Annotated in this window: 18 protein-coding genes; 8 read left to right on the top strand and 10 right to left on the bottom strand. The window is 74.7% G+C overall.

The features are described 5' to 3' along the window. Positions 1–182: 182 nt before the first annotated feature. The 5 genes from ACZ4UB_RS04050 to ACZ4UB_RS04030 all read left to right on the top strand — a co-directional run bounded on the left by ACZ4UB_RS04050 (position 183) and on the right by ACZ4UB_RS04030 (position 8,530). On the top strand, positions 183–2,417 hold the full coding sequence (locus tag ACZ4UB_RS04050; RefSeq protein WP_468068081.1) for a lantibiotic dehydratase: 2,235 nt from the start codon (positions 183–185) through the stop codon (positions 2,415–2,417). Continuing rightward, the gene (locus ACZ4UB_RS04045) at positions 2,414–4,234 is read left to right on the top strand and encodes a serine/threonine-protein kinase (protein ID WP_468068080.1); all 1,821 of its coding nucleotides are present in this window, start codon (positions 2,414–2,416) and stop codon (positions 4,232–4,234) included. Before ACZ4UB_RS04050 ends, ACZ4UB_RS04045 begins: the two co-directional genes overlap by 4 nt. Beyond that, complete coding sequence (locus ACZ4UB_RS04040) at positions 4,234–6,216, top strand: TOMM precursor leader peptide-binding protein (RefSeq protein WP_468068079.1); 1,983 nt, start codon at positions 4,234–4,236, stop codon at positions 6,214–6,216. The genes ACZ4UB_RS04045 and ACZ4UB_RS04040 overlap by 1 nt, the downstream gene beginning before the upstream one ends. Positions 6,217–6,242: 26 nt before the next feature. Further along, on the top strand, positions 6,243–7,877 hold the full coding sequence (locus tag ACZ4UB_RS04035; RefSeq protein WP_468068078.1) for a SagB/ThcOx family dehydrogenase: 1,635 nt from the start codon (positions 6,243–6,245) through the stop codon (positions 7,875–7,877). A gap of 146 nt (positions 7,878–8,023) precedes the next feature. Further along, positions 8,024–8,530 carry a hypothetical protein gene (locus tag ACZ4UB_RS04030; RefSeq protein ID WP_468068077.1) on the top strand — a complete coding sequence of 169 codons (507 nt, stop codon included), beginning with the start codon at positions 8,024–8,026 and terminating at the stop codon, positions 8,528–8,530. Between the two features lie 24 nt (positions 8,531–8,554). On the opposite strand, the gene ACZ4UB_RS04025 is transcribed toward ACZ4UB_RS04030, so the two are convergent. Next, positions 8,555–9,055: a VOC family protein gene (locus ACZ4UB_RS04025; RefSeq protein ID WP_468068076.1), complete on the bottom strand. Its 501-nt coding sequence runs from the start codon at positions 9,053–9,055 to the stop codon at positions 8,555–8,557. A 210-nt stretch (positions 9,056–9,265) separates the two neighbouring features. Between ACZ4UB_RS04025 and ACZ4UB_RS04020 the strand changes: the two genes are divergently transcribed. Further along, positions 9,266–10,492 (top strand): acyltransferase family protein, encoded by a 1,227-nt coding sequence (locus ACZ4UB_RS04020; RefSeq protein ID WP_468068075.1) that lies wholly within the window; start codon positions 9,266–9,268, stop codon positions 10,490–10,492. A gap of 77 nt (positions 10,493–10,569) precedes the next feature. On the opposite strand, the gene ACZ4UB_RS04015 is transcribed toward ACZ4UB_RS04020, so the two are convergent. Together ACZ4UB_RS04015 and ACZ4UB_RS04010 are read right to left on the bottom strand one after the other, a co-directional pair. Beyond that, positions 10,570–10,974 carry a hypothetical protein gene (locus tag ACZ4UB_RS04015; protein ID WP_468068074.1) on the bottom strand — a complete coding sequence of 135 codons (405 nt, stop codon included), beginning with the start codon at positions 10,972–10,974 and terminating at the stop codon, positions 10,570–10,572. Between the two features lie 23 nt (positions 10,975–10,997). After that, on the bottom strand, positions 10,998–12,371 hold the full coding sequence (locus ACZ4UB_RS04010; protein ID WP_468068183.1) for an MFS transporter: 1,374 nt from the start codon (positions 12,369–12,371) through the stop codon (positions 10,998–11,000). Positions 12,372–12,550: 179 nt separating this feature from the next. Between ACZ4UB_RS04010 and ACZ4UB_RS04005 the strand changes: the two genes are divergently transcribed. Further along, a complete protein-coding gene (locus ACZ4UB_RS04005) occupies positions 12,551–13,432 on the top strand; it encodes a helix-turn-helix transcriptional regulator (protein ID WP_468068073.1) in 882 nt (293 codons plus the stop codon). Between the two features lie 49 nt (positions 13,433–13,481). Here ACZ4UB_RS04005 and ACZ4UB_RS04000 read toward each other — a convergent pair whose 3' ends face one another. From ACZ4UB_RS04000 to ACZ4UB_RS03975, 6 genes are all read right to left on the bottom strand, one after another. Further along, positions 13,482–15,278 (bottom strand): serine/threonine-protein kinase, encoded by a 1,797-nt coding sequence (locus ACZ4UB_RS04000; RefSeq protein ID WP_468068071.1) that lies wholly within the window; start codon positions 15,276–15,278, stop codon positions 13,482–13,484. Between the two features lie 53 nt (positions 15,279–15,331). Then, positions 15,332–16,042 (bottom strand): HEAT repeat domain-containing protein, encoded by a 711-nt coding sequence (locus tag ACZ4UB_RS03995; RefSeq protein WP_468068070.1) that lies wholly within the window; start codon positions 16,040–16,042, stop codon positions 15,332–15,334. Between the two features lie 123 nt (positions 16,043–16,165). After that, positions 16,166–17,440, bottom strand: a complete 1,275-nt coding sequence (locus tag ACZ4UB_RS03990; RefSeq protein WP_468068069.1) for a vWA domain-containing protein — start codon at positions 17,438–17,440, stop codon at positions 16,166–16,168. Continuing rightward, positions 17,437–18,732, bottom strand: coding sequence for an AAA family ATPase (locus ACZ4UB_RS03985; RefSeq protein ID WP_468068068.1), 1,296 nt, complete (start codon positions 18,730–18,732; stop codon positions 17,437–17,439). Before ACZ4UB_RS03985 ends, ACZ4UB_RS03990 begins: the two co-directional genes overlap by 4 nt. A gap of 56 nt (positions 18,733–18,788) precedes the next feature. Continuing rightward, a complete protein-coding gene (locus tag ACZ4UB_RS03980) occupies positions 18,789–20,183 on the bottom strand; it encodes a hypothetical protein (protein WP_468068067.1) in 1,395 nt (464 codons plus the stop codon). Positions 20,184–20,353: 170 nt separating this feature from the next. After that, a complete protein-coding gene (locus ACZ4UB_RS03975) occupies positions 20,354–21,496 on the bottom strand; it encodes an amidase domain-containing protein (RefSeq protein ID WP_468068066.1) in 1,143 nt (380 codons plus the stop codon). Positions 21,497–21,769: 273 nt separating this feature from the next. Here ACZ4UB_RS03975 and ACZ4UB_RS03970 point away from each other — a divergent pair, with 273 nt between their 5' ends. Next, complete coding sequence (locus tag ACZ4UB_RS03970) at positions 21,770–23,113, top strand: polysaccharide deacetylase family protein (protein ID WP_468068065.1); 1,344 nt, start codon at positions 21,770–21,772, stop codon at positions 23,111–23,113. 32 nt (positions 23,114–23,145) lie between these two features. On the opposite strand, the gene ACZ4UB_RS03965 is transcribed toward ACZ4UB_RS03970, so the two are convergent. Continuing rightward, a complete protein-coding gene (locus tag ACZ4UB_RS03965) occupies positions 23,146–24,336 on the bottom strand; it encodes a cytochrome P450 (protein WP_468068064.1) in 1,191 nt (396 codons plus the stop codon). Positions 24,337–24,428: the final 92 nt, after the last annotated feature.

Genomic DNA, 24,428 nt, shown 5'->3' with positions numbered 1-24,428 from the left:
ACGGACACCCCCCCCCCCCCCCCCCCCCCCCCCCCCCCCCCCCCCCCCCCCCCCCCCCCCCCCCTCCCCCCCCCCCCCTCCCCCCCCCCCCCCCCGCGGAGCGGGAGGCGCTGGGCGCCCAGTGCCGGGAGCCGGCCTTCGCCCTCGCCGCCTCCTACAGCGGCGCCGACCTCCTGGCCGCGGTGGAGCGCGCCGGCGCGGGGACGAGCGGGCGGCGGGCGCGCAAGGAGGAGCCCGGGGTGCTGCGCCACGCCCTGCGCGCCGGGACCAGGACCAGCCCGCTGTCCTGGTTCACCGCGGTCGGCTGGGGTCCGCTGCCCGACGCGGCGCCCGCCCCGGCGGCGCCCGTCCCGCGGTCGCCCGGAGCCGAGTGGGGGGAGCGGGACCTGCTGGGCTCCACCGTCACCTCGGTACGGACCAGCCGGACCCTGGTGGCCGCGCTGTGCGAGGCGCTGCTGTCGGATCCGCGCCGGCGCGCCCGGCTCCCCCACCGGATGGCCAGCCCGGCCCGGTGGGACGACGGCCGGGCCGTGTTCGCGCGCACCCGCTCCGCCTCCTCCTTCGGCCGCTTCGTCCTCACCGACGAGGACGAAGTGGCGGTCGCGGCGAGCGACCCGCTGGAGCGGGTGACGGCGCTGTGCCGGGTGCCCCGCACGCCCGCCCGGCTCGCGGCGGCGCTGGCCCGGCCGCGGGACCTCGCGGCCGCGTCGGCGTACGTGGAGCAGCTGATCGCGGCCGGGCTCCTCGTCCCGGTGCCCCCCGTGGGCCCGCACGAGCCCGATCCGCTGGCGCGGCTGGCCGCCTGGCTGCGCGAGGGGACGGACGGGGCGGACGGGACGGACACCGAGCTGGCCGGGCTCGTCGACGAAGTGGCGCACGCCACGGCGAAGTTCGGTGCGGCCGGCCCCGGTGAACGCGCGCGGCTGTTGACGGTCCTGCGGGAGCGGTGGACCACCTTGTTGGAGGCGGCGGGCGGTGCCCTACCGGGAGGCGGTCGGACGCCGACCCTGCTGACGGAGGACGTCGTGGCCGCCCGCCCGGCGCCCACGGACGGCCTCCTCGACGACGGTGACCACGCCACCCTGCGCGAAGTGGCGGCGCTGGCCGAACTCTTCGACCTCGGGCACGTGATGCGCCGCGCCCTGCGGGACCGCTTCGTCGCCCGCTTCGGCCCCGGCGGGGTCTGCCACCCGGTCTGGGACTTCGGTACGGAGTCGGTCGCGGCCTGGGACGACACCGCCCGCGCGGCGCTCCTGGGCGCGGACGACGGATCCGTCGAGCTGCCCTCGGGAGCCGCCGAACTGACCCGGCTACGACGGGCGTTCACCGAGGCGGTACGCCAACACGCCGCGAGCGCGGCGGACCCGGACGCCGATGTCGTCCTGCCGCCGCAGCTGGTGGCGGACTTCGGCGGCCGGCTGCCCCGCTCGGCGGCGGTGCGCCCCGTGTCCTACGCGCACTTCCTCCAGTACGACGCCCGGACGCGCCTGCTCTGCCTCAACCACGTGTACGGCGGCTGGGGCCGGATCGGCAGCCGCTTCCTGGACCTGGTGGACCCCCGCGCCGGCGAGCTGGTCGCGCGGGAGGCGGACCGGGCCACGGCCCCGGACGCCCGGCTCGCGCAGTTCCGGCCCGTACGCGGCTTCAACGCCAATCTGCACCCGCTGTTCCTGCCCGACGAGATCGTCTCCGAGGAGTACGGTCCGCGGCACGCGCAGGACGCTCAGCACTCGCGGAGTCCGATCGACGAGGCCGACGTGGAACTCTTCCACGACCCGGCGACCGATCAGGTCCGGCTGCGGATGCGGTCCACCGGCGAGCCGCTGGAGGTCTTCTACCCGGGGCTGCTGGTGCCCAGCCTGCTCACCACGCGCAGCGCACCCCTGGTCCACGACCACCCCGAAGGCGTCGTCTCCTTCGACGCGCTGGTGCCCGAGGTGGTGACCGAGGTGCCGGGCGGTCCCTTGGTACGCACTCCCCGGCTGCGGCACCGCGACCTCGTGCTGCGGCGGCGCCGCTGGACGCTGACCGGCGGTACGGTCGCCGCCCTGCGGGCCGCCCTGGCCGCCGACGGGGAAGTCCCCTTCGCCGCCGCGGCCCGCTGGCGCGCCCTGCTCGGCGTCCCGGACCAGTTGTTCCTGCACCCGGCGAAGGGCCCCGCGGTCGGGGAGGCGGCCGGAGGCGGTGACGGGGACGCCGGGGCGTTGCGGCGCACGATGAGCCGGCTGGCCGTTCCCAAACCGCAGTTCGTCGACCTCGGCAACGCCCTGCACCTGCGCTGCCTCGACCGGTGGCTGGCCCGCCATCTTGACGGGGTGGTGCTGGAGGAGGCCCTCCCGCGGCCGGGCGGTCGGGACCGGCCCGCGCGCGCCGTCGAAGTCGTGGTGGAGACCTACCGGGCGGGGTGCGACGCGTGAGCGCCGCGCCGCCCGACGCCTTGGACGCGGTGCGCCGGAGTCGCCTGCGGCCGGGCGTCACGGCCACCGCGCTCGCACGGGGCCTGCACCTGCGCGGGTGGTCCGCCAGCGTCACGCTGGAGGGCAGCCCCGCGCTTGCCGGGTTGTGGCGGATGCTGGAGGAGGCCCTGCGCGAGGACGGCGGTGCGGGCCTCGCCGACCGCACCCCGGTCGGCACACCGCTGCGCACCGCGCTGTGCACGCTGATCCAGCAACTGGACCTGCACGGGATGCTGGTCGAGGAGACGGCGCCGCCCACCGGCGGCGCTGCGGAGCGCTGGCTGCGGACCGTCGCCGACCGGCCCGCCGAGGCCACCGCCGCCCTGCGCGACGCCCGCGTCGAGGTCCACGCCCTCGACCCGAGTGCCCCCGTGGCCGCTGCCGCCCGGCGGGCCCTGACACGGACCGGGGTCACCGCCACGGCGGTCCCCGGGACGGCCGGCGCCCCGGACAGGGTGCTGCTCTCGGCCGCCCGCGCGGACGGGAGCGTGCTGGCGGTCGGGGCGTCCGTGCGCCCGGGCGCCGCTTTCGTCACACCGGTCGGTGGGCTCGGGGCGGCGCGCGCGGACACCGAGGCGATCGCCGACCGGCTGCGGCGCGGCCGTACCGGGGGCCCGGACCCGGACTCCGGGACCGGGGCACCGCCGATGCCCGAGGACGAGCTCGCGGCGCTGGTGGCCGGGGCCGCCGTACAACGGCTGCTGGCGGCCGTGGCCGGCCTGCCCGACCCCGGGGAGGAGGACGCCGGGAGCGAAGCAGCGGCCGAAGACGGTTACGGGGCCGTCGGCGCCGCCGGGCGGGTGCCGGGGGCCCGGATCCCCCTCGCCCTGGTCGTCGAGGAGCGCACCGCCCGCTCGGCCCACCACCCCTGGCTGGGCCGGGGCGGCGCCGCCGCCCCGGCACCCCGGACGCTGGCGCGGGCACTGGTGGCCGTGGCCGCGCTCGGCGACGTACGGCTCGGCCCGCTGCCGGCGCCCGAGGCGGGTTCCCTGCCCCAGCTGCCGGTGGCCCTGGTCCACTGCGCGGCGCCGGGCGGCGCGGGGATCACGTCCGGGGGCGTACGGGCGGACCTCGCCCGGATCGACGCCCTGTGCCGCACGGCCGAGCTGCGGGCGGGGCCGGGGCCGGGAGGCTCCGCGCCGGTGGTGGGCGCGGGGCCCGAGCACGCGCTGGGCCGGGCGCTGCGCCGGGCCGCGCTGGCCCCGGGGCTCGCGGCGGCCCCGCCCGCGCCCTGGGACACGTACGGCTCGGACCATCCGCAGGCCCGCCACTGGTGGCGCACACTCACCGACCGGCTGGGCGTTCGGGCGGCGCTGACCGTGACCCCGCTCGTCGCCGGCGGGGGCGCCCACCGGGCCGACGTGCACGAGCACCTCCACAGGAGGAACGGGCGACTGCTCGGGCAGGCCGTCGAAGCCACCGCGGCGGACGCCGCGACCTTCGCGGTGCTGGCCGCGCTGACCCGCGTACAAGCCGGAACGACGCGAGGGACGGACCGTCAGATCACCTCGCACGGCGGGGAGTTGTGCGTGCTGGCGACGGCCGGGGTCGTCCCGGCGCCCTGGGAGGACGAGCGGTGGACGACGGGCTGGTGGAGCGGGGTCGCCGGCCGCGAACGGGCCCTGCACGCCGTCCTCACCGAGGCCACCGGACTGCGCACCCGCCCGTGGATCCCCGTCGGGCCCGGCGGTCGGGAACTGCTCACCGCCCTGCGCGGATGCGGATTCACCGCCCTCGACACCGCTGTCCACGCCAACGACCCGGAAGGCGGACGGTGATGACCACGACCTCCGCGCACACGAACACCGCACACACGAACACCGCGGACACGACCTCCGCGCACGCGGGCACGGCCCTCGCGGCGGCCCTGGACGCCCTCGACGTGACCGTGCTCGACGTCCGCGGCGCGCTGGCGCGCACCACGGGCCGGGCCGTCGTCGTGCTGGACGACTGGACGTTGGAGGCCGCCGCCGAGCTGTCCCGACACGCCCTCGCCCACCCCGTCACGCTGGTCCCGGTCCGCTGCGACGGCGCGGTCACCGTGGTGGGACCCGTGCTGCGGCCCGGCGCGGTGGGCTGCCTCTCCTGCACGGAGTACCGCAGGCTGGCCACCATCGGCGGCCGGGTGCCCTGGCACGGGCCCGCCTTGCGGCTGGCCGGGAATCCCTCCCCCGCGATGGCCGACGCGGTCGCCGCGTCGGCGGCCGGCATGCTGGACGCGGACCCGCGACACCCGGACGCCGGATCGGGGGCGCTCGTACGGATCGTGCACAGCGGCCGCACCACCTGGTCCGACCACGCCTTCCGCCCGGTCGGGGGCTGCCCGGTGTGCCTGCCGCTGCCGCCGGACGACGCGGACGCCGCCCGTCCGCCCCGCGCACCGCGACCGCTGTCGGACCCCACCGTGCTGCGCGGCCCCAACGACCGTACGGGACGGGAGGATCTGCGGGCCGCGCTGTACGACGAGCGCTTCGGCCCCGTCCACCGGGTGACCCGGACCGAGGACTCGGTGCACAGCCTGACCAGCGCGTACGTCACCTACGGGCGGGACCTGCGCGACGGCGGCTACGGCCGGGCGGGCGACTGGGACGCGAGCGAGCGGGTGGCCCTCTTCGAGGCCGTCGAACGCCTCACGGGGATGAGCCCGCAGGGCCGGCGTACCGTACTGCACGCGTCCTACGCCGAGTTGGGGCCGCAGCGCGCGGTGGACCCGGAGCGACTGGGGCTGCCCGATCCCTCCCACCACGGCCATCCTGCGTCGTCGAGCGTCGCCTACCACCCGGAGCTCGCCCTGGACTGGGTGCACGGCTGGTCGCTCACCCGCGACCGGGTGACCGCCGTGCCCGAGCACGTTGCCTACTGGGACCCGAGCCCGGGGCGCGCGCGGGTGGTCTACGAGTGCTCCAGCGGCTGCGGGCTCGGCAACAGCCCCCAAGAGGCTGCGCTCTACGGCCTGTTCGAGGTCGCTGAGCGGGATGCCTTCCTGATGGCCTGGTACGGGACCACACCGCTGCGTCGGATCGCACTGCCCGGTGACGACCTGGAGGTGGCGCACCTGGCGGACCGCGCGGAGTCGGCCGGCTACCGGCTCGACCTGTTCGACGCGACGAACGACTTCGGCATCCCTGCCGTCATCGCGGTCGCCGCGTACGGAGATCCACGGGCGGCCGCCCCCCAGGTGTTCGTGGCGGCGGGAGCGCACCACGATCCACGGGTGGCCGTGCGCGGGGCGGTGGTGGAGGCGGTGACGAACGTCTTCAACGCCCCGCAACGGATGCGGGCGGAGCCGGAGGAGTTCAGCCGGGCCCGGCTGTTGCCGATGCTGGAGGAGCCCGAGTTGGTGCGGACCCTGGCCGACCACACGGCGCTGTACGCCCTGCCCGAGGCCCGACCGCGGCTGGGCTTCCTCCTGGACTCCGTCGACGGCGGCGACCGCCGGCTCCCGTGGCGCGATGCCTGGCCGGACGCGCCGGAACCGGTCGCGGACCTGGCGGAGTTGCTCGACACGACCGTGCGGCGGCTGGCCGGGGCGGGGTTGGAGGTGATCGTGGTCGGCCAGGACGAGGCGGGCGTGCGCGAGCGCCTCGGACTGTACGGCGCCAAGGCGGTGGTGCCCGGCGCGCTGCCCATGACCTTCGGACACGTGAACCGGCGCACCCGGGGTCTGCCCCGGCTGCTGGAGGTGCCCCACCGGCTGGGCAGGGCCCCCGCTCCGCTGCGCCATGAGGACCTGGCCCTGCACCCGCACCCCTTCCCCTGACCCATCGAGCACCGAGGAGAACCGCCGTGGCGTCGTCCACCTCCGGCCCCGGACAGTCCTGGCCGGCCCTGCACTTCTCCCTGCGGACCGCGCCGGAAACCGCCGACGACTTCCTCGTGCGGGAGGTCGCGCCGCTGTTGGACGGCCTCGTCCGTGCGGGCGCGGCCACGGCCTGGTCCTTCGTCCGCGCGGACGACGGACCTGACCATGGCGGCCCGCACCTGCGGGTGCGGCTGCGCGGCGCCGAGCCGGGCGCGGCGGCGGCGTTGGCCGGATCCCCGAAGGTCGCGGAAGCCGCGGAGGTCCTGGAGGTCGCGGACGGCGCGGCAGCGGCCGACGAGGCGGCGGGAGAGGCGCTGGCGGCGTGCGCCTCCCGGATCGCGGTCGAGGTGGTCGCCGTGACGGGGCGCGGCAGCGGACGGCTGGCGGCGGCCGCCGATCTGGCGCACGCGACGGCCTGGGCCCTGGGGATGGACCGCTCCGAGAGCGCGCGGTGGCTGCGCGGGCAGCCGGGACGGCCCCCGGGGCCGGCGGCGGATCCGGCGGACGGCGCGGCACCGGCCCACCAGGTGACCCGGCTGCCCGGGGCGGTCGTGCACGCGCAGGTGAACGCGGTCCACGCCGCGCAGCGCGAGGGCCTCGCCGCGCGCGCCGCGGCCCTGCGCGAGGAGCTGGGGCGCGGCGTCGCCGCGGGCCCGGTGGCGCGGTGGGCGGCGGCGGTGCGGGAGGCGGACGAGCGGGAGGGCGGCGGGGGCGGCGCCGCGCGGGCGCGGGAGGCGGTGTGGGCGGCGCGGCTGCACGACCTCCTCAACCGGCTGGGCACGGCCCCCGACGAGGAGCGGGCCGTCTGCCTGCTGGCCGCCCACGCGCTCCTCGACGCGGGGCAACCGGCCTCCCACTTCCCCACGGGCCATCTCGCTCCCGACCTCCAGTACCTGGAGCGGAGCAAGTTCCGGATCGGCCGGGAGCACGAGATCGTCCCCCGCCACGCCCCTGCGGAGGAGCTGCCCGCCGGACCCGAAGTGGGCCTCCCGGCCGGGCCGGTGCCCGACGTCACGCTGCGGGCCGCCATCGCGGGGCGGCGTACCGTGCGGGGCTCGCTCACGGGGCCGCTGACGGCCGCCGGGCTCGGCGCGCTGCTGTGGGGCGCCCACGCCGTCAGCCACACGACGGGCGCCGACCCCCTGGTCGGGCACCGCCCCTACCCGAGCGCGGGGGCCCTGTACACGGCGGGCCTGCGGCTCTTCGCCCTCGGGGTGGACGGACTGGCTCCCGGCACCTACCACTGCGTGCCCGACCGGCGGGCGTTGCGGCGCGTGGCGGACGCGCCGTCCCTCGACGAGATCGCGGCGCTGTCGGCGTACACCTCCGCGCCGCCCGACGACCCGCGCGCCGTGGTCGTGGACGAGGCGCCGGCGGTACTGGGCCTGTACGTGGACCTGGGCCGGCTGCGCCGGCGGTACGGCCTGCGGGCGCTGCGGATGGGCCTGTTGGAGGCCGGGCACCTCGCGCAGTCCCTGTTGTTGACGGCATCGGCGCTGGGGCTGGCGACGACCCCGCTGGGCGGCTTCCGCGACGACCTGGCGCACGAGCTGTTCGGCCTGGACGGCCTGGACCAGCCCCTCCAGTACCTCCTCCCGATCGGCCGCCCCCCGGCGTGAGCCCAGGAGTTACGGGGACCGCTCGCCGCCCGCGCGGCCGGATGCGCCGGATATCCGCTCGCGCCGCGCGCCCCGCGGTGGGTACCGTACGCGGGCCCACGGGGGGACCGCGTGGAGCACGTCGTCATGTACCGGGGGGACACGCGATGAGCATGGAGACCAGCGGGGCACCGGAGCCGGTGTGGCTCATCTCGGCGAACGTCGTGTGGTGGCGGCGCTACGGCGCCGGCGGTCAACAACTGCGGCGCGGGACGAAGTCCTTCCGCGGCGGGGCGAAGGTGTACGTGAGCGCCGGCCACTGGGGTCCGGGCGGCGACAAGGTCACCGTCATCGGGCGGGAGCGGCACACCGGGCGGTGGATCGTCATCGACATGGCCTCCCGGAACCTGCACAGCTTCCGGCCCCGCTTCGTGCACGCGCCCAGGGTGTTGGAGCGCTTCCACGCCTCGAGGCGGCTCTATCCCGCCTGGGACCAGGAGCGCGCGACGACGATCGCCGCCGCGCTGGAGGAGATCGCGCGCGAGTACCGCGCCGAGGGGTGGCGGGGCTCCGAGCACCCCGCGCGCTGCCTGTGCCACGCCTGCCTGACCGGCGAGCCCCGGGTGTTCGTCCCCGGGGCCGTCACGGACGCGCCGCGGGGTGTGACCGGCTGACCCGCGGCGCGGGCGCCGGCCCGGTCAGTGGGTGCCGGCGGCGAACCGGCGTTCCAACTCGCCCTCCGGCAGGTCCTCCAGGTGGGTCAGGAACACCCACAGGTGTCCGAACGGATCGCGCAGGATGACGTTGCGGTCGCCGTGGAACTGGTCCTGCGGCTCCCGCACCAGCTCGGCGCCCGCGGCCACGGCGGTCCGGGTGAGCGCGTCCACGTCCGGGACGAAGACGTGCAGCGCGACCGAGGTCCCGCCCAGTTCCGTGGGCGCCTTGAACGGGCCCTCGGAAGTGTCGCCGAGCATCATCACGGCGCCGCCGATGCGGATCTCCGCGTGCACGATCCCGCCGTCGGCCCGGTCGAGGCGGAACTCCTCCACCGCGCCGAAGGCCGCTGCGTAGAAGGACATCGCGGCCGCCGCGTCCGACACCATGACGTGCGGCACCACCGCGGTGCGGTAACGGTCGGGGATGGCGGTCGTCGTCGCCGGAGCGATCGGGTCCGTGGGGGTGGCTTCGTTGGTGATCATGTCCCCGACCGTAGGACCTCAAGTCCACTTGAGGTCAAGGCCGGTTCGTCAGGTGCGGCACCCGAGGTCAACGGGCGGAACCGGCCACGCCGGGCTTCTTGAGTGGTCCACGAGCGGCCGCCGGTACAAAGAGCGCTGTACCTCCCCCTCAGGGCTCGGCCGCACCACGCCGGATGCACCGCAGGACCACATCCCAGAACGGAAGCCCCCATGGCCACTGACCACATAGCCACCGGTTCTGCGCCATCGCGGACGAGAGCGGCGGCTCCCCGCGAGCGCGCCGCACCGACCGCCACGGAGGCCGCCACGGAGGCCGCCGCACCGCAGCGGCCCCGCACTCCCCGGCTGGACTCCCTCACCGGTCTGCGGTTCCCCGCCGCGCTGGCCGTCTTCGCCCACCACGCCTTCCTTCCCATCCCGCCGCTGCGACTGCTGGGCGACGACGGCACCGAGGAGCGGCTGGCCGGCTGGTTCGCGCAGGCGGGCGGGCTGGGCGTGTCCTTCTTCTTCGTGCTCAGCGGCTTCGTGCTGACCTGGTCGGCCCGGGACAGGGACACCACGACGGCGTTCTGGCGGCGCAGGTTCGTCAAGATCTATCCGACCTACCTCGTCACCTGGGCGCTCGCGCTGTCCCTGTTCGCGATGTACTACACCTCCGCGGGCGTCGCCGTCGCCAACCTGTTCATGGTCCAGGTGTGGTGGCCCGAGTACATGACCAACTTCAGTGTGGACGCCCCGAGTTGGTCGCTCGCCGTGGAAGCGGTCTTCTACCTCTGCTTCCCGATGCTGCTGCGCGCCTTCCGGCGCGTCGACCCCGCCCACCTGAAGTACTGGATCACCGGGGCGATCGCCGCGGTGGTGGCCACCCCCGCGCTCGCCTACGCCCTCTTCCCGAGCGACCCGCGGATCCCCAGCGGTCACGAGAGCTCGGTCTCCCAGTACTGGTTCAGCTACGTGCTGCCCCCGGTCCGGATGGTCGACTTCGCCCTCGGCATCCTGGTGGCGCTCGCGGTGAAGCACGGGCGTTGGCGCAACATCGGCATGATCTGGTCGAGCGTGCTGCTGGCCGGCGGGTACTGGCTGACCTTCCACGTGCCGTACCTCTACGGCCAGCGCGCCGCGATGATCCTGCCGATCGTGCTGCTGATCGCGGCCACGGCGACCGCGGACATCGAGGGCCGCACCAGCCTGTTCCGGGGCCGCACGATGGTCTGGCTGGGCGAGATCTCCTTCGCCTTCTACCTGCTGCACTACATCACGATGTGTTCGCTGCGCTGGGCGCTCGGCGAGGACCGGATGTACTCGCTGCCGGTCACCCTGGCGATGCTGGTGGGCGTGGGCGTGGTGACGGTCCTGATGTCCTGGGGGCTCTTCGCCTGGGTCGAGAACCCGCTCGTACGCCGCTTCGGCCGCTCGCGCCCCGCGAAGACGGGCTGAGGCCGACCTCCCGACCGGCGCGCGGGTCTCCCCCGGGACGTCCCGGAGAGGCCCGCGGCCCGGCTCCCCGCACCGCGTCAGGGCATCTCGTCCGGGTCGCAGCTGGCCCGGCGCAGCCCGATCGTGCGCAGGGCGCGCATCAGTCCGTCGGTGTCCCCTTCGCGGACCACGTGCACGGCGCCCTCCTCGGCCCGCGCCGCCAGCGCACCGAGCACCGCGCCCGCCGAGGCGCGCAGGACCACTCCGCTCGGCGGGTCCAGGGCGCGCACCCCGTGGAAGACGTCGAGCAGCTCGGGGTCGCCCGCGGGACCTCCGGGCAGCGCCAGGACCGTGATGTCGGGGAGCAGGACGCGGGCGTGCGCGAGCGCGACGGCGGGCACCTGGGCGTGGGAGATGACCTGGAAGTGCGGGTTGCTCTGGATCCGCGACCGCAGCCGCTCCAGTTCAGCCCCCTCCGGTACGCCCACTACCAGGACCGTCATCACAGTCCCCATCCTCCGTCCGGTCAGCGCATGGCGCGCGGCAGCCGCAGGCTCAGCAGGCCCGTCAGCGCGACCAGGCCCAGCTGCACGAGCAGGGTGACGGCGAGGGCGTCGCGCATCCCCAGGGACGGGGTCAGGGCGAGGAAGAGGCTGCCGAGCGTGGCCACGCCCAGGGCCAGGGCCGACTGCTGGGTGGTGACCATGACGCCGCCGCCCACCCCGGCCCGGTCGGCGGGTACGTCCGAGAGCATCAGCCGCATCAGCACCGGCAGCTGGAGGCCCTGGCCGAGGCCCGCGACGGCGACGCCGGGGGCGAGTCCGAGGATGCCGAGGTCGGGCCAGTCGCGCAGCACGGCCAGGAGCAGCAGGCCGAGGCCGACGGCCTGGAGCACGCCTCCCGCGGTGACAACGCGGGTGCCGAACCGGGCGACCAGCCGCGGGCCGGCGAGCGAGGCCGCGAAGAACGAGAGCGCCATCGGCACCAGGGCGAGTCCGGCGGCCACCGGCCCCATCCGCAGGCCCTGCTGGAGGACCACGGCGACCACGAACATGAAACCGCTGAAGCCGATCGAGAAGGGGACGACCATCACCAACCCCCGGCGCAGCGAGTCCAGCCGCAACAGGCTCGGCGGCACCAGCGGGACCCGGCCGAGCCGGTCCAGTCGGCGCTCGGTGAGGTAGAAGGCGGCGGACGCGAAGGGGAACACCCCGAGCGAGACCCAGGTCCACAGCGGCCAGCCGGTCGCCCGACCCTCGGTCAACGGCAGCAGCAGCGACACCAGGGACAGCGCGAGCAGCAGGGTGCCGGACACGTCGACGGAGGCGGGGCGCTCCGAGCGGGTCTCGGGCACCGCGCGGGCCGCGAGCACCAGACCGAGGAGCACGACCGGTACGTTCACCAGGAACACCGAGCGCCATCCGGAGCCCGCCACGTCGGCGGCGACCAGGACGCCGCCGAGGATCTGCCCGGCGACCATGGACAGCCCGGCGGTCGCGCCGTACAGGCTCATCGCCCGGGCCCGGCGGGGGCCCTCGGTGGTGGCCTGGATGGTGGCGAGCACCTGCGGCAGCATCAGCGCGGCCGCGGCGCCCTGGGCCACGCGCGCCCCGACCAGGGTCCAGGCGGTGGGCGCCAGGCCGCAGGCCAGCGAGGTGAGGCCGAAGGCCGCCATGCCGATCAGGAAGAGCCGGCGCCGCCCGGCCATGTCGCCCAGGCGTCCGCCGAGGACGAGGAGGACGGCGTAGGCGACGCCGTAGCCGCCGACGACCAGTTCCAGCACGGCGGGACCGGCCGCGAGGTCGGTGTCGATGGCGGGCAGGGCCACATTGACGATGAAGAAGTCGATCAGGGGCAGGGCGGCGCCCAGGAGCACCGTGAACAGCCCGAGCGGGGTCATCGCCGCGGGCCCCGAGGGGTCCGGCGCGGTGGCTCGGGGGGAGGGGTGGGTCGTCGTACGTACCGTCGTGTCGCTCACGACGGAGACGATCCTCCTGCCGGGAGCCTGGTACCAGAGTCTCTTTATCCTGGTACCAGGAGCACCTGGAAACGGGATGGGGGATGCGGCACCCTGGGACCATGACCACTGTGGCCCCCGATACGGACGTGCGCCGGCACGAACTGGCCGAATTCCTGCGCAGCCGGCGGGAGCGGATCACCCCGGAGCAGGTGGGGCTGCCGCGCGGCCGCCGTCGGCGCACCCCGGGGCTGCGCCGCGAGGAGGTCGCCCAGCTCTCCGCCGTGGGCGTCACCTGGTACACCTGGCTGGAGCAGGCCCGGGAGATCCAGGTCTCCCAGCAGGTGCTGGACTCCCTGGCCCGGGCCCTGCTGCTGGACGCCAGCGAGCGGACGCACCTGTTCGCGCTGGCCGGGAGTCCGGACCCGACGCCGCACGCACCGTGCCCGATCGTCACGCCCGCGCTGCGGGCGCTGCTCGACCAGCTGGGCCCGGTGCCCGCCGTGGTGCAGAACAGCCGCTACGACATCCTGGCGTACAACGCGACGTACGGGCGGCTGCTGTGCGACATGGACCGGGTGCGGCCGGAGGACCGCAACTGCATGTGGCTGGCCTTCACGAACGAGGACTGGCGGGCGGCGGTGGTCGACCGCGCGGAGGTGAACCGGGTGATGGCGGCCAAGTTCCGGGCCTCGATGGCGGAGCACCTGGCCGAGCCCGCCTGGAAGACGCTGCTGGGCCGGCTGGAGGCGGCCTCGGCGGAGTTCCGCGAGGTGTGGGCGCGGCACGAGGTGGTCGGCCAGGGCGGCAGGGTGAAGCACATCCGCAATCCGCTGGTGGGACTGCTCAGCCTCGAACACACCAACTTGTGGCTCGGGCCGGCGACCGGTGCGCGGCTGATCACCTACACGCCGTTGGACGAGGAGACCCGCGGCCGCCTGGAACTCCTGGAGCGCCTCGCGCCCGCCGGGGCCGCCGTGCCCGCCCTCGCGGGGCGGGGCTGACCGGGGCCGGCCCGCCCTCGCGGCCCGGCCCCGGTCATCGCGCCTGTGCTCAGCGCGCCTTCGGGTCGTCGGCGTTGCGCCAGACCGTCAGGTCGACGGTGATGTACTTGCTCGGGTCGTTCGGGCCCGACTTGCCCTGGTAGGTGGCCACGGCGATGTGCCCGGCCTTGCTCAGCACGCAGATCTGCGTGCCCTTGCCGAGCTGGTCGAGCCCGATCTTCTCGGTGTAGCGGGTCTCGGTGCGGCAGGTCTCCAGCGAGCCCTTCTGCGTGTTGTTCAGCACGACCAGCTTCCCGTTGGCGCTGCCGAGCTTGTCATCCCCGAACATGCTGTCGCTGTAGTAGTAGAGGTCGCCCTTGCCGTACATCACGCCGCCGCCGTGGTCCTCGGCCGGGGTCGGCGGGTTGTCGCCGAGCATCACCGCGTAGTTCCCCGTCACGTCGATGCCCTCGTACGAGGCGGGCTGCGGGTCGCTCCGCTTCTTCGGCGAGGCCGAGGAGCCGCTCGCGCTCGCGCCGCCGCCGGACTTCGCGTCGCCGCCCTTCTTACCGGTGTCCGGCAGCAGGTAGCCGATGACCCCGAGCCCGACGATCGCGGCCACGACGGACCCGACGACGATCAGCCCGGTCCGTCGGGGGCGCGGCGCGACCGGCGGGTAGCCGGTCGGGTGGGTGGGCGGCGGGGTGGGGTAACCCGGCCGGTACGCCTGCGGGTTGTGGTAGCCGGGCGGCGAGGTCTGGTAGCCGGGCGGCGGCCGGTAGCCGGGCGGGAGACCCGGGGCCGCGGGGATGCCCGGCGCGGCCTGCGTCGGCGCGGCGGCCACCGCGTGACCGGTGGGCGCGTACGGGTGCGCGCCGCCCGGGGGCGGGGTGTGCGGGGAGTACTCGGTCGGCGTCGGCGCGACGGGCGGCTGCTGCGGGGGCGGGGTGGGCGCGGGGGCGGGGAGTCGCAGCCGCTCGGTGATCGAGCCGGCGACCTCGCGGGGCAGCCAGTCCTCCCCCTGCCGCAGCGGTTCGGGCGAGATCTGCTGGCACAGCTCGATGATCTCGGTCAGCGCGGGACGCGCGGCGGGGTCGCGGCTGAGGCACCGGGTCACCAGGGGCCGCAGCTCCTCGGGCAGCCCGCTGAGATCGGGGTCCTCGTGAACGATGCGGTACAGCACGGCATGTGACGAACCGTCACCGAAAGCGGGGGCGCCGATCGCGGCGTAGGCCATGATCTGGCCGAGCGCGAAGACGTCGGTCGCGGGGGTGATCGTACCGGCCGAGGCCTGCTCGGGCGCCATGAACGCGGGAGTGCCGACGCTGACGCCGGTGCTGGTCAGGGCGGTGGTGTCGGCGGCCCGGGCGATGCCGAAGTCGATGACGCGGGGGCCGTCGGCGGCGAGGAGCACGTTGGCGGGCTTCAGGTCGCGGTGGACGATGCCCGCGCCGTGGATGACGTGGAGGGCCTCGGCGACCCCGACGGTCAGCAACAGCACGCTGCGCAGCGGCAGCGCCCCGTTCAGGGCGACGGCGTGCGCGAGCGAGGGGCCGGGCACGTAGGCCGTGGCCAGCCAGGGCTGATCGCCCTCGGTGTCCGAGTCGATGACCGGGGCCGTGTACAGGCCCTGCACCCGCTCGGCGGAGCGCACTTCCTGCTGGAAGCGCCGCCGGAACTCGGGGTCTTCGCCGAACTCCGCCCGGATCACCTTGAGGGCGATGGGGCGACCACCGGGCGTGTACGAGAGGTACACCTTGCCCATGCCGCCCGCGCCCAGCACCGCGGCGAGGCGGTAACCGCCCACCACGACCGGGTCGTCCGCCTTGAGCGGTTGGAAGAACTCTGCCGAAGGCGTACTGCCCATGATCAACCCATCCCCTGCCGGCGGCGCTTTCAGCCCGTGCCTAGGCCGCGAAGTCAACCGCGAGCGTACCCAATGCCGGGGCCGCCGAGGGCCACGCGCAGGGCCGGGTCGACGGGCTCGTCGAGGGTCGTGGCGAGATGGCGCAGTTCCTCCCGCCGTTCCGGGTTCCCCCGGCCGGTCAGGGCCGTGGCCCAGGCCACCCGGTCCGCGGCGGCGATGCCGACCGTTTCGTGGAAGAGCGCGTACAGGGCGTACCAGCGGACGGCCGCGTCGTCGTCCTCGGCGAGTTGGAGCAGGGCCTCGACGACCCGGTCCTGCGTGCGCTCGGGATCGGCCAGCGCGGGCAGGGCCGCGGCGACCCCGAAGCGCACCGCCTGCTCGGCGTGCGACCGGTGACCGAGGACGAGGTCGAGGCTCTCCCGGGCCTCGTGGTAGCCGAGGACGGAGAGCATGTGCCCGAGGACCCAGTAGTCGGGTTCGCTCGGCAGCTCCGCCACGACGACCTCGATGGTCTCCCTGCGGAAGGGCCGGCTGCCGTCGGCGGCGCGGGGGCCCAGCTCGCGCAGGACCCGCGCCCCCAGTTCGCGCTGCCCCGGCTCGTCGTGGGCCAGCAGCCCTGCGGCTCGCTCGAAGACCTCCTGGGTGGGGCGGTCGTGCAGGAGGAGCAAGTGGGGCGCGTACCCTTCGTCGTCCCGTTCGATCTCGGCCAGGGCGCTCGCGAACAGCTCGTCCGTGGACGCGCCGGCCCCTTCGTCGGCCACCATGCCCACGCACCTCTCCCCCTGCTTCCCGACGGCCACCGGACGCCGGACGCCGGACGCCGGACGCCGGACGAACGACCAGTATGCGGTGGCCCCGCCGCCGGCCGTCCGGATTTTCGGTCGGGCCTACCCGATGGTCACCACGCGCGCCCACGCGGGCGGCGCGTCCGGCTCGTAGTCGGGGTTCTCCTCGTCCAGCGACCCGTCGGGCGCCTCCCGGGGGAAGAGGCCCACCACCGTCCGGCACGGCGGAGCGGTCGTGGGCCAGGGCGTCTGGCCGTCCGTCAGCACCACGACGACGTCGGGGCGGGGCCTCGCCCGCAGGGCCGCGGCGAAGCCCGTGCGCAGGTCCGTACCCCCGCCGCCGACCAGCGCGATCCTCTCGGCGTCGCACAGCGCGTGCACGGTACGGGCCGCCGCGTCGCACGACACCACGGTGACCAGGTCCCGACGGCCGCCCACCGCACGGGAGATCGCCGCGACCTCCAGCAGCGCGCCGCCCAGTTCGGCGTCGCTGACCGACCCGGAGGTGTCGATGACCACGCAGACCCGCGGCGGCCTGCGGCGCAGGCTCGGCAGCACCACCCCGCGCAGGCCGGCCGAGCGCCGCGAGGGGCGGCCGTACGTGTAGTCCTCGCCCGCGCCGGAGCCGGTGGCGGCCGAGCGGACCGCCGCCCCCAGCAACTCCCGCCACGGCTGCGGCGGGTGGAAGACCTCCTCGGCCCAGCGCCGCCAGCTCCTGGGGGCGCTGCCCGGGCGCCCGGTGATGCCCTGGGCCACACGGAACCGGACCGCGTCCCGTTCGTGCTCGGTGAGGCCGTGCGCGCCGTCCGGTCCCAGGTCCCATGCGCGGTCCGACCCGTCGGCGCCGCTGCCGCAGTCCAGCCAGACCATGCCCTGCGTGAGCGGCCCGAGCCCGAACTGGCGGAGGTAGTCCTCCATCAGTTGCCCCGGATCGAGCCCCAAGGTCCCGGGCAGGACGGCGCCTTCGGGCTGGACCAACCCGTCCCCGAACACGTCGTCGTTGATCTCGCAGTCGGCGGCGATGTTCATCCGCAGCCGTTCCCCCGGACCGCTCAGGCCCCGCTCCCGCGCGACCCGGTCGCTGCGCCCGTGGTGGTCGCGCAGCAGGTGCGCGACCTCGTGCACCCAGACCCCGGCCAGTTCCTCCACCGTCGTCCGGTCCACGAACGCCGGGGAGACGTAGCACCGCCAGTGCCGGTCGACGGCCATGGTCGGCACCCGCCGCGACTCCACCACGTGCAGGGCGAACAGCGCCGTCGCCAAGTAGGGGCGGACCCGGGTGGCGTGCAGCCGGGCGGCGTAGAGCTTGTCGAGGTCCAGGGCTCCCGGAGCCTCGTGTGCGGTCGGGGCGCTCGGGGCGCGTCGCGCGCCGCTCACCAGGACCCGCCGGACCGCGTCGCGGCTGCGGCCCGGGCCGTCGCGCGGTCCGCGCGGCGGGACAGCGACACGGCTCCGGCGAGCCGCTCGATGGCGGCCGGGACGTCCCACTCGTCCCGGCGCAGGGCGGCGAGCGCGGTCGCGGGAACGACCACCAGGTCCGGCGCGCCGGTGTCCAGCGCCTTGACCAGCAGCTGCCACGCGGCGTCCCAGCGGCGCTCGTCGGGGCGCACCCGTACCGCCTCCACCACGGCGTCGAGACAGGCCTGGCGCAGGTCCCCGCGGTGCGGGAGGTCGGCGCCGGCCGGGTCGGCGAGCAGGGTCTCGGGGTCCGGCAGGTCCATCCGGTCGATGGCGGCCAGCAGTTCCAGCCCGGGACCCTCGCCCACCGCGCCGCGCACCAACAGGGAGAGCACCTCGCGGGAGGAGCCGGCCGCGGTCGCGAAGGCGACCAGGGACAGGGTCATGTCCCAGCTGCGCGGGGACGGCCAGGGGCCGCCGCGGCGCGCTTCGTTGCCGGGGAGCCGGTGCACCAGCGCGGGGCGGGCGGCCAGGAGTCCGCACACCGCGCGCCGGGCGAAGTCGACCGCGTGCGGCAGCCGCTCCGGGTCGAGCCGGGGCAGCGTCGCGCGGGGCCAGGTGCCGCCGAGCCCGCGGACCACGACCTCGTGGTCGTGGGTCCACTGGAGGTGGACGAAGCGGTTGGCCAGCGGCGGGCTCAGTTCCCACCCGTCGGCCGCCGAGGCGCGCGGGTTGGCCGCGGCCACGATCCGTACTCCGGGCGGCAGTTGCAGTGCGCCGATCCGCCGCTCCAGTACGAGTCGGAGCAGGGCGGCCTGCACGGCCGGCGGCGCGGTGGACAGTTCGTCCAGGAACAGCAGTCCGCGCCCGGCCTCGACCAGGCGCACCGCCCAGTCCGGCGGGGCCATCGGGACGCCGTGTCGCGCGGGATCGTCCCCGATCACGGGCAGGCCGGAGAAGTCGGACGGTTCGTGGACGCTGGCGATCACGGTGGTCAGCGGAAGGTCCAGGGACGCGGCGAGCTGGGTCAGGGCGGCGGTCTTGCCGATCCCCGGCTCGCCCCACAGGAGGACGGGGAGGTCGGCCGCGACGGCCACGGTCAGCGCCTCCAACTGGGCGTCCGGGCGCGGCTCGGTGGTGGTGTCGCGCAACAGGGCGAGCAGTTCGGCCGCGACGTCGAGCTGAGCGGCCCCGGGGCCGGGCGTGGTCGTGGTCGTGGCAGCGGGCGCGGACACGGAAAGGGGCGCGGAAAGGGGCATGGAAAGGGTCATCTTCATCACCTGTGCAGCGTCGTGAGGGGGACGGCGGGACGGGGTGGTCCCCCGGTTCAGCGAGTGGTCGCCCGCCGCGTACGGGCGGCGGGCCGGCGGTGGGCGGCCGGGAGGGGGCGTCCGGGGACGGGGTCCATCAGGCCCGCCCGGAACAGCCCGTACGTGATGCGCCGGTCGGCGGCCGCTTCGAGTTCGTCGCGCAGGGGTCCGCCGCGCAGCAGGACGTCGGGCCCGAGCAGGCCCTCGACGACGGCCAGTGCGCCGGCGGTGTCCCCGTGGTCGAGGCGTTCGCGGACCCCGGCGAGGCAGTCCGGGCGGCGGTGGGCCAGGTCGATCTCCCGCAGGCAGGGCAGCGGCGTCCCGGTCAGCGCGACCAGCAGCTCCTCCCGCCGGATCTCGGCCGGGTCGTGGTCGAGCGGGGCCAGGACCCCGTCGACCAGGCCGATCCGGTGCCGGGCCCCGCGGCAGTCCACCAGTCGCGGCCCCGGCTCCGGCGCCGGACCGCTCGGTCGCGCGGCCGCCCGGTGGCCCGGTACGAGCGCCCGGGCGACCAGCGGGTGCAGCCGGTCGGCTCCGATCAGCCCGGCCGCGAGCAGCTCCAGATCGGGCGGCACCCAGGTCGACGCGTCGGGCAGGAGCGGCGGTTCGGCCGTGCCCCGGGACGCTCGAGCGTCGCGGTGGCGGTACCCGTGGTGGCGGCGGTCCAGGTCGACGTGCAGGTCCAGTCGCTCGCGCGTCCCGAGCCGGACCGTGACGGTACCGGTGGACCGGCCCTCGGCGCGCAGCAGGATGCCCGCCTCGGCCGCCCACCGGTGCGCGGCCCAGGGCTTCCCCGGCGGGAGCCGGCCGAAGGGGGCGCGTTCCTCCGGGCCGCGCGCTCCGGCGTCGACGGCGGGCGGACCGACCCCGGAGCGGATCCGGAAGTCGTCGGTCCGCCGCGCGTCCCACAGGTGCCGGTGCAGGTCGAGCCGGAAGCGCGGGTGGGGGCGGGCGTGCGGGTGGCGGCGGACCGCCGCGTCCGAGCCCTGGGGATCCCAGAGCGCGAGGCTGATCCGCTGACCGGCGTCCGCCCAGGCGGGCGGGGTCCGGGCCACGAGGTGCAGGGGGCGGGGGCCGTCGGGCCCCGCGGTCTCGTACCGGGCCAGGGCCACGGTCAGTCCCGGACGCAGCAGTCCGTCGGGGGCGACCCGCGGCAGGTGCCAGCGCAGCAGGTCGGGAGCGAGGTGGCGCAGGTCGGTCCGGATGCGGGCGGCGAGTTCCCCGCCGTGGGCGCGTGCCACGTCGCGCGGCCGGAGGTCGACGTCGACGTTGGCGGCGGCGCAGGCGGCGGCCCAGTCCCCGGCCAGGCGGCGGGCGGTCGCGGTTTCGATCATGGTGGGCGGCACGGCGTACTCGCGCACGCGCAGCCAGCGGCCAAGGCGGGAATTCCCGGTCGCGGTGTCGGTGGGCATCAGCACTCACCTGGCGCGGACGGGTCCCCCGATCTCTGAATCGTTTCGGTGATCATCGCGGTGACGGTACCGCTTCCCCGCACCGGTCCGCCAGGGGTTTGCGGCCCGGCTCTCGTGCGTCGTCCCCCGTCCCGACGGACCGGCCAGCGGCCCGCCGGGACGGGGACCCGTCAGGTGCGGTAGGCGAAGTACACCGCGTTGGGGTACGAGGCGATCAAGCTCGCCAGGGACTTCCGGTAGGTGTTCGTGGAGTGGTACGTGAGGTAGGGCGTTCCCGCGCCGCTCCGGTACGTCACGATCATCGAGTGGTCCTTGGACCCGTCCCGGTTGAAGTCCATCTGCAGGATGTCGCCCACGTCCATCTGGTAGACGTAAGCCAGGTTCGGAGCACGGTTGTTGGAGTTCGTGAACCATGCCCACTCGTTGGCGCCCGCCCAGGAATCGGTCTGGAGGGAGCCGTCGTACCACCAGTTGCGGTAGTCCGAGGTGGTCCCCGAGACGTTCTTCCAGCCGCCCGCCTTGAGGGACTGGCTGATGAAGTTGGTGCAGTCCCCGCCGGCTCCGTTGAACTGCCGGTACGCCGGGTTGTAGTTCTTCCAGTACTTCTCGGCGTAGGTGGCCATGGCCGCGTAGTCGTACGCGCCACCGGTCTTCGCCTTGGGCTTGGACGGCGCGGGGTACTTGGTGGACGCCGGGGTGCCGTCGGGGTAGGTCTGACCGTCGTCCTGGACGACGGCGGCCTTGGCCGGGGTCGGCTCGTTGACCGCGACCGGGCCGTTCTCCTTGGAGGCGATCGAGGTCAGCTCCCAGGCGCCGCCCGGCTTGCCCACGAGGTTCAGCTCGTAGCGCGTACGGAAGCCGGTGGTCGTCGGCTCGTCACCGCGGACCTTCTTGTAGGTGAGGGTGGTCTCCTCGGTGACCTGCACGACCGCCTTGCCCTTGGTGACCGTGGCCTTGTCCACGGAGACCTTGGTGTCGGCGGCGCTGTAGGCCTCGCCCAGCGCCTTGAGGCGCGTCTTGCGGGAGCGCAGCGACGAGAGCGCTTCGGTCTCGTCCTTCTGCAGCTGGGGCGACATGCGCGTCTTCTGGCCCGAGGTGGCGGGGCGGTGGCCCGGCTGTTCCTCGACGAGGGCCTCGGTGCGCTGGGAGAGCACGTCGTCGGCTATGCGGGCGAAGGCCTTCATGTTCGCACTGTTCGCGGAGTGCGTCTGAGGGGCCTCGCTCGCGGAGGAGGAGGGCAGGAATGCGTACGACATGACTGCGGCCAGAGCCACGACGCCGATGGCGGCGGGTCTGAACGTCTTTGGTATCACAATAGTTCCCCTTGTCACCGGTCCACACGAACCGGCGGGCGGAATCCTCGCACAGCCGACGTCCCCGCAGAATTCCCCCCGCACGACCCCGTCCGGATCGATGCCCCGTCCGTGCCCCCTCCGCGCCCTCGACTGTGCCCCGGCTGTGCCCTCACTGTGAGACGGCGAGCACGATGGGTCCGGAGTGCGATAGACATGCAGAGAAGTTCTATATTCGTATGAACAATCCATGCGCGGCGGGGGCTGCGGTAACCACGGGGGAAGACAGCTGCCATGCCTGACACCGACGACGCCCCGGACTCCTCCGTGACGGAATCCCGAGCCGCCCTCAAGGCCGCCCGCAAGGCCCGCGAGCGGGCGCGCAACCTCAAGCGCATGGGGGTCGGCGCCGGCGCGGTCGCCCTCTGCGCGGCCACCGCGACCACCTACGCCCTCACCCTCGGCGGCGGCTCCGCCGCCGGCGGGGACGAGAAGACGGCGGCCGCCGAGCTGTCGGGCGGGCAGAACGGCAAGGCCGCGGCCGCGCGCGACGAGGACAAGAACTGGGACGGCAAGGTCAAGGTGCTGGGGGACGGCTCCACCTCCTACACCGGGCCGCAGCCGGGCCAGCTCAAGCCCGAGAAGCTGGGGCCCGGCGAGAAGCCTCCGCAGTTCGTGGTGTTCTCCTGGGACGGCGCCCTGGAGGGCGACGACCACCTCTTCTCGCACTTCCGTCAGGTGGCCAAGGAGAGCAAGGCGCACATGACGTTCTTCCTCACGGGCATCTACCTGCTGCCCGAGAGCAAGAAGATGCTGTACACCCCGCCGCAGCACAGCCCGGGCTCCTCCGCCATCTCCTACCCGACCGTCCCGCACGTGCGGACCACGCTGGAGCAGCTGCGCGGCGCCTGGGGCGACGGCGACGAGATCGGCTCGCACTTCAACGGCCACTTCTGCGGACCCAAGGGCGGTGGGGACTGGAGCCCCGCCGAGTGGAAGAGCGAGATAGACCAGACGTACTCCTTCATGAAGAACTGGAAGACGAACACCGGGTTCACGAACGTGGCACCGCTGCCCTTCGACCCGGACCGCGAGGTGGTCGGCGGCCGCGCCCCCTGCCTGGAGGGCCAGAAGAACCTCCTGGAGGCCACCAAGCCGTACGGCTGGCGCTACGACGCGAGCTCGTCGGGGGACTTCCAGCTGTGGCCGTCCAAGATCAACGGCATATGGAACTTTCCCCTCCAGCTCGTCCCCTTGCAGAACAAGGAGAAGCAAGTCCTCTCCATGGACTTCAACTTCCTCTACAACCAGTCCGGCGACAGCACCAAGGGCGATCCCACCAAGTACCCGGAATGGCTTGAACAGACCCGTATGTCCTATCTGAACGGCTTCAACCGGGTCTACAACGGCAGCCGGGCACCGATGTACATCGGCAACCACTTCGAGGACTGGAACGGGGGCATCTACATGAAGGCCGTCGAAGACGTCATGAAGGACGTCTGCCCGCGCCAGGACGTGCGGTGCGTGTCCTTCCGCGAGCTGGCCGACTGGCTCGACGTCCAGGACCCGAAGGTCCTGGCCCAGCTGCGCCTGCTCGACCCCGCACAGGCCCCGGAGTGGCCGACCCTGGTCAAGTAGCCCCGCCCACGGGCGGCCCCGCGCCGGCGTGCTCACACCTCCCAGGTGACCGGGAGCGACTTCACCCCGTGGATGTCCGCGGCCTCCGGGCGCAGCGGGACCTCCTCGGCGGGTACGGCCAGGCGCAGCGCGGGGAAGCGCGCGACCAGCGCGCCGAGCGCCACCCGCATCTCGATGCGGGCCAGCTGCGCCCCCAGGCACAGGTGGATGCCGTGACCGAAGGCCAGGTGCCCGCCGTCCTCCCGCCCGAGATCGAGCGCGTGGGGATCGGCGAAGCGCTCCGGGTCGCGGTTGGCCGTGTTGTAGGACAGGACCACGGTCGTGCCGGCCTCGATGGTCCGGCCGCCCACCTCGACGTCCACGAGCGCCGTCCGCATGAACGACTTGGCGACGCTCAGGTACCGCAGCAGCTCCTCCACGGCCTTGTCGATCAGCTCGGGATCGGCGCGCAGGGCGGCCAGTTGCTCGGGGTTGCGCAGCAGCGCGAAGGCTCCGAGGGCCAGCATGTTCGCGGTGGTGTCGAAGCCGGCCGCGAGCAGGATCAGGGCGATCCCCCGCAGTTCCTCGTCGCTCAGGTCGCTGTCGGCGAGTTCGCTGAGCACGTCGTCGGTGGGGGCGGCGCGCTTGGCCGCCACCAGCTGCGCGAGGTACTCCTGGGTCGCGGTGTAGGCCGCCATCAGCTCCTCGTCGCCGGTCTCCCCGCTCATGAAGGTGTCGATCTGCTCCTGGAAGGACGGCCGGTCCTCGTACGGCACCCCCAGCAGCTCGCAGATGACGATGGTGGGGATGGGCTTGGCGAAGGCGGTCACCAGGTCCGCCGTCGGCCCCGCCGCCTCCATCGCGTCCAGGCGCTCGGCGGTGATCCGCTCGATGCGTTCGGTGAGCAGTCGCATCCGCCGCGCGGTGAACTTGCCCACCAAGGGCCCGCGGTAGCGGCCGTGCTGCGGCTCGTCCATGAGCAGGAACTCACCGGGCGGCGCCGGCGGGAGGGTGAAGTCGACCACGTTCAGCAGTTCCTTGCGCGAGCTGAACCGCGGGTCGGCCAGCACGGACCTGACCAGGTCGTATCCGGTGATGAGCCAGCCGGGCGGGCCGCCGGGGTGGGCGTAGCGGCTGATGGGTCCGTGCTCGCGGGCCTCGACCAGCTCGGCCGGCGGATCGAAGGGGCAGCCGGGCCGGCGCTCGCTCGGCAGCCCCGTGACGGTGTGGGTGGATCCACTCATGACCGTTCCTCATCTCTCGACATCTCGCGTTCACACATACCGAAAGCTACGTTGCGTTCACGAACTCGTCAATCACCAAAAGCCCATCCACG

The organism is Streptomyces sp. NPDC028419, from assembly GCF_055565515.1.
Note: the sequence above shows the minus strand (reverse complement) of the source record. Positions and strands in the feature narration are given on the sequence as shown.